The organism is uncultured Coprobacter sp. (assembly GCF_947855755.1).
GTDB lineage: Bacteria > Bacteroidota > Bacteroidia > Bacteroidales > Coprobacteraceae > Coprobacter.
Map to the genome: position 1 here is coordinate 25,921 of NZ_CANUAR010000023.1, position 15,481 is coordinate 41,401.

14 protein-coding genes are annotated in these 15,481 nt (G+C 38.6%); 4 read left to right on the top strand and 10 right to left on the bottom strand.

Features of this window, described 5'->3' with window-relative positions; all coding sequences use genetic code 11:
* Nucleotides 1-4: 4 nt before the first annotated feature.
* From deoC to Q0093_RS11660, 8 genes are all read right to left on the bottom strand, one after another.
* Nucleotides 5-886 (bottom strand): deoxyribose-phosphate aldolase, encoded by an 882-nt coding sequence (gene deoC / locus Q0093_RS11625; RefSeq protein ID WP_297930629.1) that lies wholly within the window; start codon nucleotides 884-886, stop codon nucleotides 5-7.
* Between the two features lie 2 nt (nucleotides 887-888).
* Entirely contained in the window at nucleotides 889-1,215 is a 327-nt protein-coding gene (locus Q0093_RS11630) for a nucleotide pyrophosphohydrolase (protein WP_297930632.1), read from the bottom strand.
* Between the two features lie 2 nt (nucleotides 1,216-1,217).
* A complete protein-coding gene (gene dtd, locus Q0093_RS11635; protein WP_294178177.1) occupies nucleotides 1,218-1,670 on the bottom strand; it encodes a D-aminoacyl-tRNA deacylase in 453 nt (150 codons plus the stop codon).
* A 258-nt stretch (nucleotides 1,671-1,928) separates the two neighbouring features.
* On the bottom strand, nucleotides 1,929-3,746 hold the full coding sequence (uvrC, locus tag Q0093_RS11640) for an excinuclease ABC subunit UvrC (protein WP_297930636.1): 1,818 nt from the start codon (nucleotides 3,744-3,746) through the stop codon (nucleotides 1,929-1,931).
* On the bottom strand, nucleotides 3,747-4,271 hold the full coding sequence (locus Q0093_RS11645; RefSeq protein WP_294178182.1) for an adenine phosphoribosyltransferase: 525 nt from the start codon (nucleotides 4,269-4,271) through the stop codon (nucleotides 3,747-3,749).
* A gap of 84 nt (nucleotides 4,272-4,355) precedes the next feature.
* Nucleotides 4,356-6,230, bottom strand: coding sequence for a tRNA uridine-5-carboxymethylaminomethyl(34) synthesis enzyme MnmG (mnmG, locus tag Q0093_RS11650; RefSeq protein WP_297930638.1), 1,875 nt, complete (start codon nucleotides 6,228-6,230; stop codon nucleotides 4,356-4,358).
* A 25-nt stretch (nucleotides 6,231-6,255) separates the two neighbouring features.
* Complete coding sequence (gene ybeY, locus Q0093_RS11655; RefSeq protein ID WP_294178188.1) at nucleotides 6,256-6,681, bottom strand: rRNA maturation RNase YbeY; 426 nt, start codon at nucleotides 6,679-6,681, stop codon at nucleotides 6,256-6,258.
* A 106-nt stretch (nucleotides 6,682-6,787) separates the two neighbouring features.
* Entirely contained in the window at nucleotides 6,788-8,020 is a 1,233-nt protein-coding gene (locus Q0093_RS11660; RefSeq protein ID WP_294178190.1) for a nucleoside recognition domain-containing protein, read from the bottom strand.
* A gap of 560 nt (nucleotides 8,021-8,580) precedes the next feature.
* On the opposite strand from Q0093_RS11660, the gene Q0093_RS11665 reads away from it, so the two are divergent.
* The 4 genes from Q0093_RS11665 (at nucleotide 8,581) to rfbF (ending at nucleotide 12,126) form a co-directional block, all read left to right on the top strand.
* A complete protein-coding gene (locus Q0093_RS11665; RefSeq protein WP_297930642.1) occupies nucleotides 8,581-9,546 on the top strand; it encodes an NAD(P)-dependent oxidoreductase in 966 nt (321 codons plus the stop codon).
* A 7-nt stretch (nucleotides 9,547-9,553) separates the two neighbouring features.
* Nucleotides 9,554-10,270 (top strand): DNA alkylation repair protein, encoded by a 717-nt coding sequence (locus tag Q0093_RS11670; protein ID WP_294178194.1) that lies wholly within the window; start codon nucleotides 9,554-9,556, stop codon nucleotides 10,268-10,270.
* Nucleotides 10,271-10,355: 85 nt separating this feature from the next.
* Nucleotides 10,356-11,330, top strand: a complete 975-nt coding sequence (locus Q0093_RS11675; RefSeq protein WP_297930646.1) for a glycosyltransferase — start codon at nucleotides 10,356-10,358, stop codon at nucleotides 11,328-11,330.
* Nucleotides 11,331-11,352: 22 nt separating this feature from the next.
* The gene (gene rfbF, locus Q0093_RS11680; RefSeq protein ID WP_297303863.1) at nucleotides 11,353-12,126 is read left to right on the top strand and encodes a glucose-1-phosphate cytidylyltransferase; all 774 of its coding nucleotides are present in this window, start codon (nucleotides 11,353-11,355) and stop codon (nucleotides 12,124-12,126) included.
* 84 nt (nucleotides 12,127-12,210) lie between these two features.
* Here rfbF and Q0093_RS11685 read toward each other — a convergent pair whose 3' ends face one another.
* Nucleotides 12,211-13,908, bottom strand: coding sequence for a SulP family inorganic anion transporter (locus tag Q0093_RS11685; protein WP_294178199.1), 1,698 nt, complete (start codon nucleotides 13,906-13,908; stop codon nucleotides 12,211-12,213).
* A gap of 445 nt (nucleotides 13,909-14,353) precedes the next feature.
* Nucleotides 14,354-15,481, bottom strand: coding sequence for an N-acetyltransferase (locus tag Q0093_RS11690; protein WP_297930649.1), 1,128 nt, complete (start codon nucleotides 15,479-15,481; stop codon nucleotides 14,354-14,356).

Genomic DNA, 15,481 nt, shown 5'->3' on the forward strand with positions numbered 1-15,481 from the left:
GCGTTTAGAAAAATTTGACCGGGCTTCCAGCGATGGAGCTTAACAAATTGTTTGCTAAACGACTGGCTCCTAAACGGAAATATTTTTTATCCAACCATTTTTCTCCGAGAACTTCGGCTACAATGCAGTAATATTTTACTGCATCTTCTGTGGTGGATATTCCTCCGGCCGGCTTGAATCCGATCATTGTGCCGGTTTTATCATAATATTCCTTGATTGCCTGACACATGACGTAGGCAGCCTCGAGGGTTGCCGCCGGCTCCATTTTCCCTGTTGAGGTTTTAATGAAGTCTGCTCCTGAATAGATCGCCAGTATAGATGCTTTTTTTATATTCGAAGCTGTTTTCAATGCTCCGGTTTCAAGGATTACTTTCAGGTGTGCATCTCTACAAGAGTGTTTGATTTCTTCGATTTCATCGCACATTTCTTCATATTCTTCCGCTAAAAAGTTCCCGACATTGATTACAATGTCTATTTCATCAGCTCCATCGGCAACAGCTAATGCTGTTTCTGCAACTTTAACTTCGGTAAACGTTTGAGAAGAGGGGAATCCTGCCGAAACAGCAGCGATATTTACATCAGATACTTCCAGATTCATGCGGACTGTTCCTGCCATATTCGGATATACGCATATAGCAGCGACATTGTCCATTTCGGGATGTTCGTTTTCAAAATCGTTTACCCGTTTTGTAAAATTCGTAATATGTTGTGCTGTGTCGGTAGTGTTGAGAGAGGTCAGATCTATACAGCTGAAGAGGAATTTATAAACATCCGTATTGCTGTATTTCGATAGATTTTCCCGAAGGATCTGTTCTACTTCTTGTTTTACTACGTCGTCGTTCAGATTGGTGTTGTAGTTTTGAAGAGCTTCGTTGTACTTGTCCATAATTAGTATAGTTTAGGATTATTGATATGTCTCTCTTTGTCCCGATTTGTTTTTTTTAGGAGATTTTTCTCGAATGCTTCCGTAAGGTTTATACCTGTTTGATTGGCAAGGCATAGAAGTACCCACAGAACATCAGCCATTTCGTCTCCGAGATCGCGTTCTTTATCGCTTTCTTTGAATGATTGATCTCCATATTTGCGGGAAATAATACGGGCGACTTCTCCTACCTCTTCTGTAAGAATCGCCATATTGGTGAGTTCACTGAAATATTTTACTCCGAACTCTTTTATCCATTGATCTACAGTGTTTTGAGCTTCTTCTATGGTCATGGTTATTCTTTATTTTTAGAGTCTATCCAGATTGTTACAGGTCCGTCGTTGACCAATTCTACTTGCATATCAGCACCGAATACACCTGTCGCTACGGATTTTCCGATTTCTTGTTCTGTGTAGTGGCATAAAGCTTCGTACATAGGTATTGCATGCTCGTGTTTTGCCGCTTTGATATATGAGGGACGATTTCCCTTTTTTGTTGATGCATGCAAAGTGAATTGGCTTACAATGAGTACCGATCCGTCAATATCTTTTACCGATCGGTTCATAATACCGTTTTCATCATCGAAAATACGTAAGGATGCCGCTTTTTTTGCCAGCCATTCAGCATCATCTTTTGTGTCGGCTTCTTCAATTCCTACCAAAATCAGCAGTCCTGTATCTATTTTTGATTTTATTTTTCCGTTAATCGTTACGGAAGCTCGTTTTACCCGCTGTATTAAGATTCTCATATCGATTTTTTATTGCTCTATTAATACAAAGTTACGAATAATGTTTTAAGAGCCTGTCTAAATTTTTCGATAAAAAATACTATCAGGTCATCTTTACATTTTCTTTCGGTTTGTTTTTTGTTTTCATTCGTCAGATAGGTTGCTATTTCCCTCGTAAAAATAAAAAATATTCTTAAAAGGAATTTTCAATTCAGACTCCAGTAAAACTTAAACAGATTCTAAAAGTCTATTTATAATCTCTTATGTTTATTTTATTCATTAATTTTGAGAGTTGAGGTTTTGTATTATTATCTTGGCTTTAGCTTCACCGATTATGGCTGCTATTTCCTCTAAACTTGCTTCTTTAACACGCTTCATGCTCTTAAATTCTTTCAGGAGGGCTGTCTTTGTTTTATCTCCTATGCCTTTCATATTATCGAATGCAGATGCGATTTGGCGTTTACTCCGTTTATCTTTGTGAAATGTAATGGCAAAACGGTGTACTTCATTTTGTATCTGTTCCAGTAGTCTGAAGAGTTGGCTTTGCGTTTTTATTCCTATTGCCTTCGGAGGAAAGCCGAATAGAAGTTCGGAAGTTCTGTGTCGATCATTTTTTACCAATCCGGCAATCGGAACGTTGAGATGTAATTCATCTTCTATTACTTCTCTGATTATCTCCATTTGACCTTTTCCTCCATCTGCAATGATGAGATCGGGAAGGGGAGCTTCTTCTCGGATTAGGCGCTGGTAACGGCGTCTGACGACCTCTTTCATCGAGGCATAATCATCCGGTCCTGTAACGGTTTTAATGTTATATTTACGGTATTCCTTTTTTGCAGGTTTACCCATTTTGAATACGACGCATGCTGCAACAGCATCACTGCCTTGAATATTCGAGTTATCGAAGCATTCGATATGTACGGGCGGTTTATCCATACAGAGCTCTTTTTGTATCTCTTTAAGCAGCTTCATGTTGCGGTGCTCGGGATTAAGTTTTTCTGTCTGTTTTAGCTTGTCGATTTTGTATTGTTTTACATTTTGTTCCGATATTTCGAGTAGTTTTTTCTTGTCTCCGCGTTGAGGAACGATAAATTCTACATTTTCAAATTCAAGATCGGGCAGAAATGGAACGACTATTTCACGAGACAGACTCTTAAAACGAGTACGTAACTCTACGATACCCAGTGCAAGAATGTCTTCTTTTGCTTCATCAAGCCTTTTCTTGTATTCGATTGTGAAACTTTGTACGATCGAACCGTTGCGGATGTGCATGTAATTTACGAATGCGGCATCATCATCTTCATCGTAAGAAAATATATCGATATTGTGTATTGTCGTACTTACAATGACTGATTTTGCTCGGTATTTTTCTAATAGGAGGTATTTTTCTTTTAAGACTTGAGCTTCTTCGAATTTCAGGTTTTCCGATAGTTTGCCCATTTCTTGTAACAGGTGTTCACTTAACTGTTGAATGTTTCCGTTAAGAATCTGTTTTACTTGCGAAATATATTCCAAGTAAGTCCTTTCTTCTTCAAAACCTTCACACGCACCTTTGCAGTTTTTGATGTGATATTGGAGGCAAATTTTGAATTTTCCCCGTCGAATGTTTTCCGGAGTGAGGTTATGTGGGCATGTGCGTATCGGGTAAAGTGTCCGGATAAGTTCAAGAACGGTTTTTGCCAAATGTACGTTTGCATACGGCCCATAATATTTAGACCCGTCTTTTATGACTTTTCGGGTTAAAAATACTCTGGGGAAATGCTCATTGCGAACGGTGATCCATGGATAGGTTTTATCATCTTTCAATAAAACATTATAGCGAGGCCTGTATTCTTTGATCAGACTGTTCTCAAGATGTAAGGCATCTTCTTCGGTTTTTACTACGATATATTTTAGATCGCGAATATTTCGCACTAATACATTCGTCTTTACCGAGTCATGGACTTTATTGAAGTAGGAAGATACTCTGCGCTTTAAATTTTTTGCTTTCCCTACATAAATGATTTTGCCCTCTTTGTCGAAATATTGGTACACACCAGGAGTTTCGGGTAGGAGGGCAATAATGCTTTTAATATGTTCGCTTGTCGTTTCTGCCATTTAATATTTAATAAGAGCTTCGATTTCTACTTCAGGGGGGAAAACGTCTCTTCCTTTTAGAAATTCCAGTTCTACGATAAAATTTACATATACTTTTTTAGGATTAAACCGTTTTACTAATTTGTATGCAGCCAGCATTGTACCTCCGGTTGCCAGCAGATCATCATGCAATACGATTATGTCTTCTGAATTGAGTGCATCTTTATGTATTTCGATCGTGTCAGTACCATATTCTTTTTCATAGCTTTCGCTCCATGTCTCGGCAGGGAGTTTTCCCGGTTTCCTTAGTGTAACAAATCCTGCTCCTAAATTGTTGGCGATAATCGGGCCCATTATGAATCCTCTGGATTCTATCCCTACAACTTTTGTTATCCCTTTTTCTTTATATAATTTTGTTAATTCTTCACTAAGGGCATGTAGACAGTCTCTGTCTTTAAATACTGTTGTAAGATCTCTGAAAATGATTCCTTTTTGTGGAAAATCTTTTACGTCTCTGATCTTTTTTTTAATGCTTTCGATGCTCATGGTTTGTTTTATCTTATTGTTATATTGATATTTATATTATTTATTTAAAGAATTTCTTTTTATTGTTTCACGTGGAACGAAATGTTATCTTCCGGATAATACCAATAAAATATTAATGTCACTTGGTGAAATTCCCGGTATTCGGGCAGCTTGAGCAATTGTTTCCGGGTCGATTTTATCGAGTTTCTGTCTTGCTTCGGTTGAGAGCTGTTTGATAGAATTGTAGTCGAATTTCCCTTTTATTCGAATATTTTCAAGACGAGATATTTTATCGGCAATCATTTTTTCACGATCGATGTATCCTTCATATTTTATTCGAATTTCCGCAGCTTCTATGATTTCTTCTTTACGATTCTTGATTTTATCGATTTCTTTATGCAGAGCAGGAATTAGTTCTGCAATTTTAGTGATGGATAATTGAGGCCGTAAGATTAAGTCGATTAGTTTTATTCCCTGTTTTAGAGGGGATGTTCCGAGTTGCTCTAATCTGTTATTTATATATTGGGGTTTTACGGAATAGTTTTTTGCAAATTCTATAAGATGATCGATATGTTCTTTTTTCTCGATGAGAAGTTTTTGTCTTTGAGTAGAGGCCAATCCTAAATTATAAGCTTTTTCGGTAAGACGCATATCGGCATCGTCTTGTCGAAGTAAAATACGATATTCGGCTCTGGATGTAAACATCCGATAAGGTTCATCTACGCCCTTCGTTACCAAATCATCGATTAATACTCCGATATAGGCTTCATTGCGTCCTAAAATAAAAGGATTTCCTCCGTGACAGTTGATATGAGCATTTATTCCTGCAATTATACCTTGTCCTGCAGCTTCTTCATATCCGGTTGTCCCATTTACTTGTCCTGCGAAAAACAAGTTTTTGATTTTTTTTGTTTCGAGATTATGCTGAAGTTGTGTCGGGTCAAAATAGTCGTATTCGATCGCATATCCCGGACGGTAGATTTGGATGTCTTTAAATGCCGGTATTTTTTGCAAAGCATTTAGCTGAATCTCTAACGGAAGAGAAGAGGAAAATCCGTTCAAATAAAATTCCCGAGTGGTTTCGCCTTCCGGTTCTAAAAATAATTGATGTTCTGTTTTATCGGGGAATGTGACGATTTTTGTCTCGATACTGGGACAATAGCGAGGTCCGATACTCTTAATTTGTCCATTAAATAGCGGAGAATCGGGAAGCCCTTGTCGGAGTATTTGATGCACCTCCTCATTTGTATAAGTCGCCCAGCAACTTTGTTGTTTTAACCTACGTGGCTCAAAGTCTAAATATGAAAATTTGTGAAAGTCGTTTTCTCCAAGTTGTTCTGTCATTAACTCGAAATGGACGCTTCTTCCGTCTATTCGTACCGGAGTCCCTGTTTTCATTCGTCCGACAGTTATCCCTAATTCGGACAATTGTTCGGTGATTCCGTATGATGCAGGTTCGGAAATTCTACCTCCTCTCAGTTGAGTCTTTCCGATATGTATTAACCCGTTCATGAAAGTTCCGGAAGTGATAACTACGGATTTTGCTGAAAACAGGACATCCATGTTTGTAAGAACTCCGGTTACCGTATTATTTTTTATGACCAGCTCTTTTACCGAATCTTGCCACAGATACAGATTGTCTGTATTTTCGATTATTTCTCTCCATGTATGGATGAACTTTTCCCGGTCGCTTTGTGCTCGAGGACTCCACATTGCAGGTCCTTTAGATCGGTTGAGCATCCGGAACTGTATTGCTGTCTTGTCGGTTACGATTCCGGTATTACCTCCCAGTGCGTCTATTTCCCGCACAATTTGTCCTTTTGCAATACCTCCGATGGCAGGATTGCAGCTCATTTGTGCGATTTTATTCATATCCATTGTAATGAGCAGGGTTTTTGAACCTAAATTTGCGGCTGCACAAGCGGCCTCGCATCCGGCATGTCCGGCTCCAACAACAATTACGTCGTACTTGAAAGTCATTTTGCTGTATTTGTTTATAAACAGGTCATTTTTTGTCGGACAAAAGAGCAAGAGCTTCGTTTTCTTTTTGAGTCATTATCTCTCTTTCTCCCGGCCCTTTGTCGTTGATTCCACATAAATGTAATATCCCGTGTATTATGATTCTATGCAATTCTTCTTCGTATGATACTTTGAATTCATCGGCATTGCTTTTTACTGTATCAATGCTGATAAATATATCTCCGCTAATACGGTTTTTCTCGGTGTAATCGAATGTAATGATGTCTGTGTAATAGTCGTGATCGAGATATTCTCTATTTATTTTTAATATTTTCTCGTCCGAGCAAAAAATGTATGAAATGTCACCGCATTTTTTGCCGTATATTCCGGCTACATTTTTTATCCAGTCACCGGTTTCTCTTTTTTTTATTGCCGGAAGTTTTACTCCTTCGGCAAAGAATGTAATAGCCATGTTCCTATTATCTTTGAGATTATAAACGAAATTACAAAGATAGAGCTTTTATCCTGTACATAGATGTCTGATAATACGAAAAAACGTTTATTCGGTGTCTTGACGACTATTTAAAAAAGATATATGCTACAATGATAGCTGCTATGATTCCTACGAGATCGGCAAAAAGTCCATACCCGGCAGAATAGCGGGTATTGCGGATACCTACGCTTCCGAAATATACCGCCAAAATATAAAATGTCGTGTCTGTCGATCCTTGTATCGTTGAGGCTACACGGGCAACAAAAGAATCTGCTCCGTATGTGTTCATCGCATCGACCATCATTCCCCGAGCTCCGCTGCCACTTAGTGGCTTCATAAGTGCAGTGGGGAGCGCTCCTACAAAATCGGAATCGATACCGCAAGCATTGATCCCTGCTGTTATTCCGGATATTATGAAGTCCATAGCTCCGGAAGCTCTAAAAATAGCTATGGCGACTAACATCGCTACTAAATAGGGTATGATCGTGACCGCAGTTTTAAATCCTTCTTTTGCGCCTTCGATAAATGCATCGTATATGTTTATTTTTTTTCGTATTCCTGCGATAATGAAACTGATAATGATACAGAATAATAAACAGTTTGCTCCGAATTGGGAATATAAAGATACTTTTTCTTGGGGAAGCCCGGCAAAAAAATAAAGTATAGAACCGATTATGGCAGTAAGACCTAAGATAGATCCCATGATTACCCGGTCAAATAAATTTATTTTTTGTTTGAGACATACTGCAATGAGTCCGGCTAATGTAGAACAATATGTCGCTATCAATATAGGTAGAAATATATCTGACGGATTAGCTGCTCCCATTTGTGCCCTGTATACCATTACTCCTAAAGGAACTAAAGTCAGTCCGGTAGTATTTAATACAAGAAACATAATCATCGGATTGCTTGCCGTCTCTTTATCGGGATTAATCTCTTGCATTTCTTTCATAGCTTTCAGCCCGAGGGGAGTTGCTGCATTATCGAGACCCAGCATATTTGCAGAAACATTCATGAAGATAGACCCGAATGCCGGATGGTTTTTGGGGAGGTCGGGGAAAAGTCTGCAAAAAAGAGGACTGATAAGTCGGGAAAATAAGGCGATGATACCTCCTCGTTCTCCTATTTTCATTAGCCCCAGCCATAAGGATAAAACTCCGGTAAGTCCTAATGATATTTCGAATGCCGTTTTGGCTGAGGTGAACGAGGAATTCATGATATCGTTCCAGATTGTCAGGTTTCCGAAAAATACAGATTGAATTACTGCAACTCCAAAAGCAATCAGGAAAAAAGAAATCCAGATATAATTTAAGACCATGGGGATAATTTTTACATGATGTGAACAAATTTATATATTTTGTGCGAATCTGTCATATTTGAGGTTAAATAAATTGATCGCAGATTTATTTGAGAAAAAACTCAGTTGTCTTATTTTTATTATAAAATATTGTCAAACAATGATTTATGTAGAATTTATCTTCTCCAGAATTGCTTAATTTTGGATTTTCCGTATTCTTGTCCGATTTATCTTAAGGAAAATGAGGAATAAAGTTGTATTTTGCAGATATTGTGAAATGCAACTGTTGCAGGAGCTTGTCTAAAATTTCCGATAAAAAAATATTATCAGAAGATTTTTGCGTTTTCTTTCGGTCAGTTTGTTTCCTTGAATCAGACCGAGCAAAATTTAAACAGACTCGTAAGAATATAAAAAATAGAAGGCGGAGGTTTTTGTATAGCATTTTTTTATACTTTTGAAAATTCTCATTTCAGGATGAGAGCTTGTTTAATCTTGTCCGAAGAGAAATAAAAATGTATTATCGGGTTTGATGGTAGCATTATTTGTCAGTGTAGAGATAATCTAAGAAACTAAAATCATATATGAAGAAAAAAGTCTTGGTAACATATAATATGTTCCGAAGCGGTTATGCAGAGTTGGTCGAGAAGTATGATGTCACTTTTCCTCCGGACGGGATAGAGTCTTTTACTTATGAGGAGGTTTTACGAATGATTCCGGAGTATGATGCGTTGCAATCGATGTTTAATTTTCCGGTAGATAAACGGTTGATGGATGCCGGTGTGAAGTTGAAAATAATTTCGAATTATGCGGTGGGATATGATAATATCGATATTCCTTATGCTACGCAGAAAGGCATTCAGGTTACGAATACTCCTGATCCGGTAACAGAGCCTACGGCAGATCAGGCTATGGGATTGCTGTTGGCTGTCAGTCGACGTATTTCGGAGTTAGACCGGCGGCTTCGGACAGGTATGGTGAAGGTCGGGTTATTGGAAAATCTGGGACATTCTTTGTATGGCGGTACGATCGGTATTATCGGTATGGGACGTATCGGACAAGCGTTAGCCCGACGGGCGGTTGCAGCCGGAATGAAAATCGTTTATTGTAATCGTCATCGGGTTGCAGAGACGATAGAGGATAAATATAAAGCTGTTTATTTGTCTTTGGACGAATTGTTACGTGTTTCCGATGTTGTTTCGGTGAATGCGCCATATACGACGGAGACTTATCATTTGATAGGAGAAAGGGAGCTTTCTTTGATGAAACCGACTTCGATTTTAATTAATACGGCAAGAGGTCCTTTGGTCGATGAAAAAGCTTTAGTTAAAGCGCTACGTGAAAAAGTAATATGGGGTGCCGGATTGGATGTTTTTGAATTCGGGGATTATCCTTCAGAGGAGTTGTTGTTGATGGATAATGTCGTTTTAAATCCGCATACCGGAACTCAGACGTTTGAGGTACGTAATGAAATGGCAGCTTTTGTATCAAGGAATATTATTCATTTTTTTGAAGGAGGACCGGTTGCTAAAGTAAATCGCATAGATTAACGGAAATATGTCGGTAGCAAAAGAGATAAGGGAAAGTTTGCTTGTATTTGCCGATCCTGAGAAAGCTTCTGTGTTGCGAGGCTTTTTTAAAACGGCAAAAGGAGCATATAGCGAGGGTGATAAGTTTGTCGGGATTCCTGTCCCGAAAACGAGGTCTGTTGCAAAGCGATATGTACATATTGCACCGGAGGATGTCCTTCCATTGTTGTCGGACGACATTCATGAATGTCGATTACTGGCTCTTTTGATTTGGGTCGCTCAATTTCCTAAAAGTGACGAACAGCGTCGGAAAGGGATTTTTGATTTGTACTTGTCGAATACCGATAAAATAAACAACTGGGATTTGGTCGACTTGTCTGCTTATCAAATCGTCGGAGAATATTTGAGAGATAAAGATCGTACTCCTTTATATCGTTTGGCTGAGAGCGGTTATTTATGGGAACAACGAATCTCGATAGTAGCGACATGGAAATATATCCGGGAAAAACAATTTGAAGATACCTTACATTTGGCGGATAAGTTGTTGCGACATCCGCATGACCTGATTCAAAAGGCTGTAGGATGGATGTTGAGGGAAGTCGGAAAACGAGATAAGACGGTTCTTCTACATTTCTTGGAATCTCGTTATCAAATAATGCCGAGAACTATGCTTCGGTATGCAATTGAGAAATTTTCTCCTGAGGAACGGGCTTTCTTTATGAAAAAGGAGAGACAAAGGGGGTGATGTCGATGTTTATATTGTTCGGTTTAGACCGTATTTAGAATGAAATCATTACCTTTGCATCGTAATCTAAACATTGTGTTCGGGGATGAATCTTGATGGATACGATTTGTTAACGATATGTGTACCTACTTGCAATCAAGTGGTCATTCTTTGTGATATGTTGGAGGATATGATTCCCAAGATAAGTTTGTATCATATTCGTCTTCTTATTATCGATAATTGTTCTTCGGATAATACGCAAGGTGTTGTCGCCAGTTATTCTGATCGTTATGAGGGTTTGTCTTACGTCCGTTTGGATAGACAGTTAGATAACGATGCTCTTTTCGAGAAGGCGTTGAAATTGCCCCGTACTCCTTATTGTTGGGTTATTCGGGATATTAATCGATTGAATGATAATTATTTATATTCACTTATAAATACCTTGCGCAATCAGAATTCTGATTTATATGTTATTGCTTGTAATAAGCGCTCGTTCGGGATACCTTCCCGTGTTTATAACGACACGAATGCTTTTTTACATGATCTCGGATGGTGTCTGATTTATTCCGGAGCTGTCATTTTTTCTCGTAAGATTATCGATATTGCGGATTTTGAGAAATGTAGAAATCCTTATTTTTTTAGTTTCAATATCGTATTCGAGACACTTTCCCGATTAGACAGTATCTCGGTATTTTGGAGCGGTTTGGATTTGCTGAGCGAATCACCTCTTTCTCGTGATAATTCACGTAATCCGAGAGGTGTATTTCATATTTATGGAGTTCTTTGGACTAAGACGGTTTTGGCTTTGCCGGATAGTTCTTATTCTAAAAAATCCAAATTGCGTTGTATAAGAGTATTGGGGAAAAAGAACCATTTATATTCGGCTCACCATTTGAAACGTCAGCGTGTAGTTGGTTCGCTTACTCCTGAAATATATAGAGAGTGTTATGATTATATCCGGTATTTTGCTCCGGGGAATAAGTTGCGATTTTTCTTTTATTCGAGGTATCCGAATAGGTTTAATAAATATTATCGGAGGTATCACCGATATTATAGGAATACTGGATCACCTTTATTTTGATTATTTTAAAATTTAAATATACATGAAGGCTGTAATATTAGCAGGCGGGCTCGGTACTCGTATCAGTGAGGAGACAGATGTAAAGCCGAAGCCTATGGTAGAAATCGGAGGTATGCCGATTCTTTGGCATATTATGAAATGTTATTCACATTATGGTATCGATGAATTCGTTATTTGTCTTGGGTATAAGGGATATGTTATTAAAGAGTTCTTTGTAAATTATTTTATGCACAGGGCGAATATAACGATCGATTTGGGCAGTAATACGGTACAGACTTTGAATACGACGAGCGAGCCTTGGAAGGTAACTTTGATAGATACCGGTAATGAAACGATGACCGGCGGACGTATTAAGCGTATAAAGCCATATATCGGCGATGAACCTTTTATGTTGACTTATGGTGACGGTGTGTCGGATATAAATATTGCCGATTTATTGAAGTTTCATAAGGAAAACGGCCGTTTATGTACTGTTACTACGGTTCAGCCTACGGGACGCTTCGGTGCTGTGACTTTGGGACAGAATAACAGCGTCGCTTCTTTTGCCGAGAAGCCGAAAGGTGATGGTTTGTGGATCAGTGCCGGATTTTTTGTTTGTCAACCTCAGGTATTCGATTATATCGAAGGCGATATGACTGTATGGGAACGAGAACCGATGGAGCGTTTGGCCAGAGAGGGACAGATGAGTGCTTATCGTTATGAAGGATTCTGGAAACCTATGGATACGCTGAAGGATAAGAAGGATCTTAATGAGATGTGGAATAACGGACTTGCAAAATGGAAAATTTGGGAATAGACGAATTTCGTGATAAATAAGAAATCGCCCTTTGTTTTATTAAGAACAAAGGGCGATTTCTTGATTTTCTATGGAATTTTTTGGCTATTTAGGTTGAGCTTTTAGCTCTGATGCCATTATATTGGCTTTAGCAACAGCTTTATGTATATTATCGAATATATATTCGTCTCCTAATAAGGCTTCGACACCCATTCGTTCCAGCGATGCATGTACGGTGGGATTTACACCCGACAAGATGACATGTATGTTTTCTTTGCGAGAAGAGTTGATAAATATCTCGAGGTTGTGTATTCCGGTAGAATCGATGAACGGCACTTTTCTCATACGAATGATACGAACCAACGGTTTATCTCCCAAGATACGCATCTGTTCATCGAATTTATTGGCAATACCGAAGAAAAACGGTCCGTCAATTTCGTATACTTCAACCCCTTTTTCGAGGGAGAGTTGCTCCTCTGATAGAGTTTCTGTTTTATTTGCACTTTGATCCAGCTCATTGCGCAATACTGAAATATGGGTATTTTCCGTTACTCGACGGAGAAATGAAAGTACAGCAAGCAATAATCCGATCTCGATTGCTATTGTCAGATTGAAAATAACGGTCAATATCAAGGTTACCCACAATACGGCGATGTCTGCTTTTTGGTTTTTCATCATTGATTTTACAGTCCTCCATTCACTCATATTATATGAGACTATAATTAATACTCCGGCTAAACATGCCATCGGTATATGAGTGGTAAGAGGGGCAAGGAATAGCAATATGAGTAACAACACTATGGCATGTATGATTCCGGCAATAGGGGTGACTCCACCGTTGTTGATATTTGTCATTGTTCGGGCTATTGCACCGGTTACAGGTATTCCTCCGAAGATAGGAGAAACGATATTCGCAGCACCTTGCGCTATTAATTCGGTGTTGGAATTATGTCGGTCTCCGGTAACTCCATCCGCTACGGTTGCCGACAGCAATGATTCAATAGCTCCGAGCATCGCTATTGTAAAAGCTGCCGGTAACAGTTGATTGATCGTTTCCATATTGATATGTAAGCCGGCCGGTTGCGGTAAAGAAGAATCGATTGTAAAACGGTCTCCGATTGTTTCGATTCCGGTAATTCCGAAATGATGTTTCAATACATAAGCAATGATTGTCATAATGATGATGGCAACCAATGATCCGGGTATCTTTTTAGATAATTTGGGGGTTATGATAATCAGTAATATGCTTATAAGTCCTATTCCTAAAGACCAAACATTAGTTGTTCCGAAACTTTGGAAATAGGCGATCCATTTAGATATAAAATCTGCCGGTACAGATTCCATCGTAAGGCCGAACAGATCTTTGATTTGTGTTGTGAAGATCGTTAAGGCAATACCACTCGTAAAGCCTATTACAATAGGATAGGGGATGAATCTGATAATAGTTCCGAGTTTGAATATTCCCATTAGCAATAATATGATTCCTGCCATGGCTGTGGCTATTGCCAATCCTTCTATCCCGAAAGACTGAATAATTCCGTAAACGATTACGATAAATGCCCCTGTCGGTCCTCCGATTTGCACAGAACTTCCACCGAGAAAAGAGACGATAAATCCTCCGATAATGGCTGTGATAAGTCCTTGTTGCGGACTTACTCCGGAAGCTATACCGAAAGCTATAGCTAATGGAAGAGCTACGATTCCGACTATAATTCCGGCCATGAGATCAGCCATGAACTTTTCTTTAGAATAATTCTTTAACGCACTGAACAAGCGTGGATGAAAATCTAATTTACTATCCATATTTTATTTAATCTGTTTAATTTTCAACGATTAGCTTTTATTTTTAAGAGGGGGCAAAGGTAGTTAATTTTCGTCAAAAAATGAAAGAGAGTGCTTCTAAAATAATCCATTTCCTAAAATATTCTCTTTTTTGCTGTACTATATAGGTTCTTACCCGATAGTTTTATAAAGGGAAGTAATATGATAAAAACGGGAAGCCTTATTGACTTTCCCGTTGATTTTTAAATTATTGGAATTTGCTCGGAGTCGGTCTGAATTTTACTCGGGTCAGGTTTGAGAGTTTCTTTCGAGGATATTTTTCTGTTTTTACGAGGAGGATAGCAAGCTATCTGACGAGTGAAAACGGGAAAAAAGACCGGAAGAAAACGCAAAAATGTCCTGATAATGTTTTTCTTATCGAAAAATTTAGACGGGCTCTTAGAATTCAGATAGCCCCATAGCCGGTTTATAATCGTTTTTTATAAGCACGACGGCGTTTATGTTGTACATTTTCGAAATATTGCCATTGAGACTGAACTTTTCCGTTTTCTTCCAATTCAGGATTACTTTCGGCGTATTTGTATCCGTTTTTTATAAATACGGGGATCAGATCAGAGAACAACAATGCATTCGCTCCTGTATTTTGGTAGTCGGGGCGAAGAGCGACAAGAAGGAGGTCTACAACATCGTTTTTACCACGAAGAGCTTTTAAGATATGAATAAAACCGAAAGGGAAAAGCTTTCCTTTGGCTTTTTGCAGAGCTTTTGTCATGGACGGAATAGCGATACCTACACCAACGAGCTCTTCTTTTTCATTGACAATGAGAGACACGTTTTCGAGTCTTACCATAGGAACGTACATTTTTACATAATAGTCGATCTGTTTTTCAGATAGTGCCGAATATCCGTATAGGTCGGCGTATGCCTGATTTATAAGTTCGAATATCTTGCGTCCATAGTCTTTTACTATTTTCTTTATGCTGTTGTATTTCAATACTTTCAGTTTGTATTTTGCCTGAACAATATCGGATATACGTTTGTGTTTTACCGGAATTTCTTCGGGGACATATATTTTGAATTCTACCCAGTCGTTATCTTTTTCGTATCCGAGCCGGGTAATATGGTTTACATAATAAGGATAATTATAGATGGCAACCATTGTTCCGGGTTGGTCATATCCTTCGATCAATAGTCCTTCGGGGTCCATATCCGTGAATCCTAATGGTCCGACAATCTCTTCCATTCCTTTTTCACGAGCCCATTTTTCGACGGCATTAAATAATGCATCACTGACTTCCGTATCGTCTATGAAATCTACAAATCCGAAACGGGCACTTTTTTTCCCGCTTTTTTCATTTACTTTATGATTGATAATACCAGCGATGCGTCCGACCGGTTTTTCCCCCTCATAAGCCATATAGTAAACCGATTCGCAAAATTCGAATGCCGGGTTTTTTTCTGGGCTTAATGTTCCTACTTCATCAAAAATAAGAGGTGGAACGGCATACGGATTTTCTTTATAGAGGTCTATATTAAATTGTACATATTTCTTCAGCGCTTTTTTGCCTGAGATTTCACGAATGGTTATCCCCAT

Excerpts from the sequence above, each read along its gene's own strand:
- mnmG (WP_297930638.1), bottom strand. The coding sequence starts at position 6,230 with ATGACTTTCAAGTACGACGTAATTGTTGTTGGAGCCGGACATGCCGGA.
- Q0093_RS11670 (WP_294178194.1), top strand. The coding sequence starts at position 9,554 with ATGTCGGTAGCAAAAGAGATAAGGGAAAGTTTGCTTGTATTTGCCGAT.
- Q0093_RS11685 (WP_294178199.1), bottom strand. The coding sequence starts at position 13,908 with ATGGATAGTAAATTAGATTTTCATCCACGCTTGTTCAGTGCGTTAAAG.
- deoC (WP_297930629.1), bottom strand. The coding sequence starts at position 886 with ATGGACAAGTACAACGAAGCTCTTCAAAACTACAACACCAATCTGAAC.
- dtd (WP_294178177.1), bottom strand. The coding sequence starts at position 1,670 with ATGAGAATCTTAATACAGCGGGTAAAACGAGCTTCCGTAACGATTAAC.
- Q0093_RS11665 (WP_297930642.1), top strand. The coding sequence starts at position 8,581 with ATGAAGAAAAAAGTCTTGGTAACATATAATATGTTCCGAAGCGGTTAT.
- uvrC (WP_297930636.1), bottom strand. The coding sequence starts at position 3,746 with ATGGCAGAAACGACAAGCGAACATATTAAAAGCATTATTGCCCTCCTA.
- Q0093_RS11675 (WP_297930646.1), top strand. The coding sequence starts at position 10,356 with ATGAATCTTGATGGATACGATTTGTTAACGATATGTGTACCTACTTGC.
- ybeY (WP_294178188.1), bottom strand. The coding sequence starts at position 6,681 with ATGGCTATTACATTCTTTGCCGAAGGAGTAAAACTTCCGGCAATAAAA.
- rfbF (WP_297303863.1), top strand. The coding sequence starts at position 11,353 with ATGAAGGCTGTAATATTAGCAGGCGGGCTCGGTACTCGTATCAGTGAG.
- Q0093_RS11645 (WP_294178182.1), bottom strand. The coding sequence starts at position 4,271 with ATGAGCATCGAAAGCATTAAAAAAAAGATCAGAGACGTAAAAGATTTT.
- Q0093_RS11690 (WP_297930649.1), bottom strand. The coding sequence starts at position 15,481 with ATGGGGATAACCATTCGTGAAATCTCAGGCAAAAAAGCGCTGAAGAAA.
- Q0093_RS11630 (WP_297930632.1), bottom strand. The coding sequence starts at position 1,215 with ATGACCATAGAAGAAGCTCAAAACACTGTAGATCAATGGATAAAAGAG.
- Q0093_RS11660 (WP_294178190.1), bottom strand. The coding sequence starts at position 8,020 with ATGGTCTTAAATTATATCTGGATTTCTTTTTTCCTGATTGCTTTTGGA.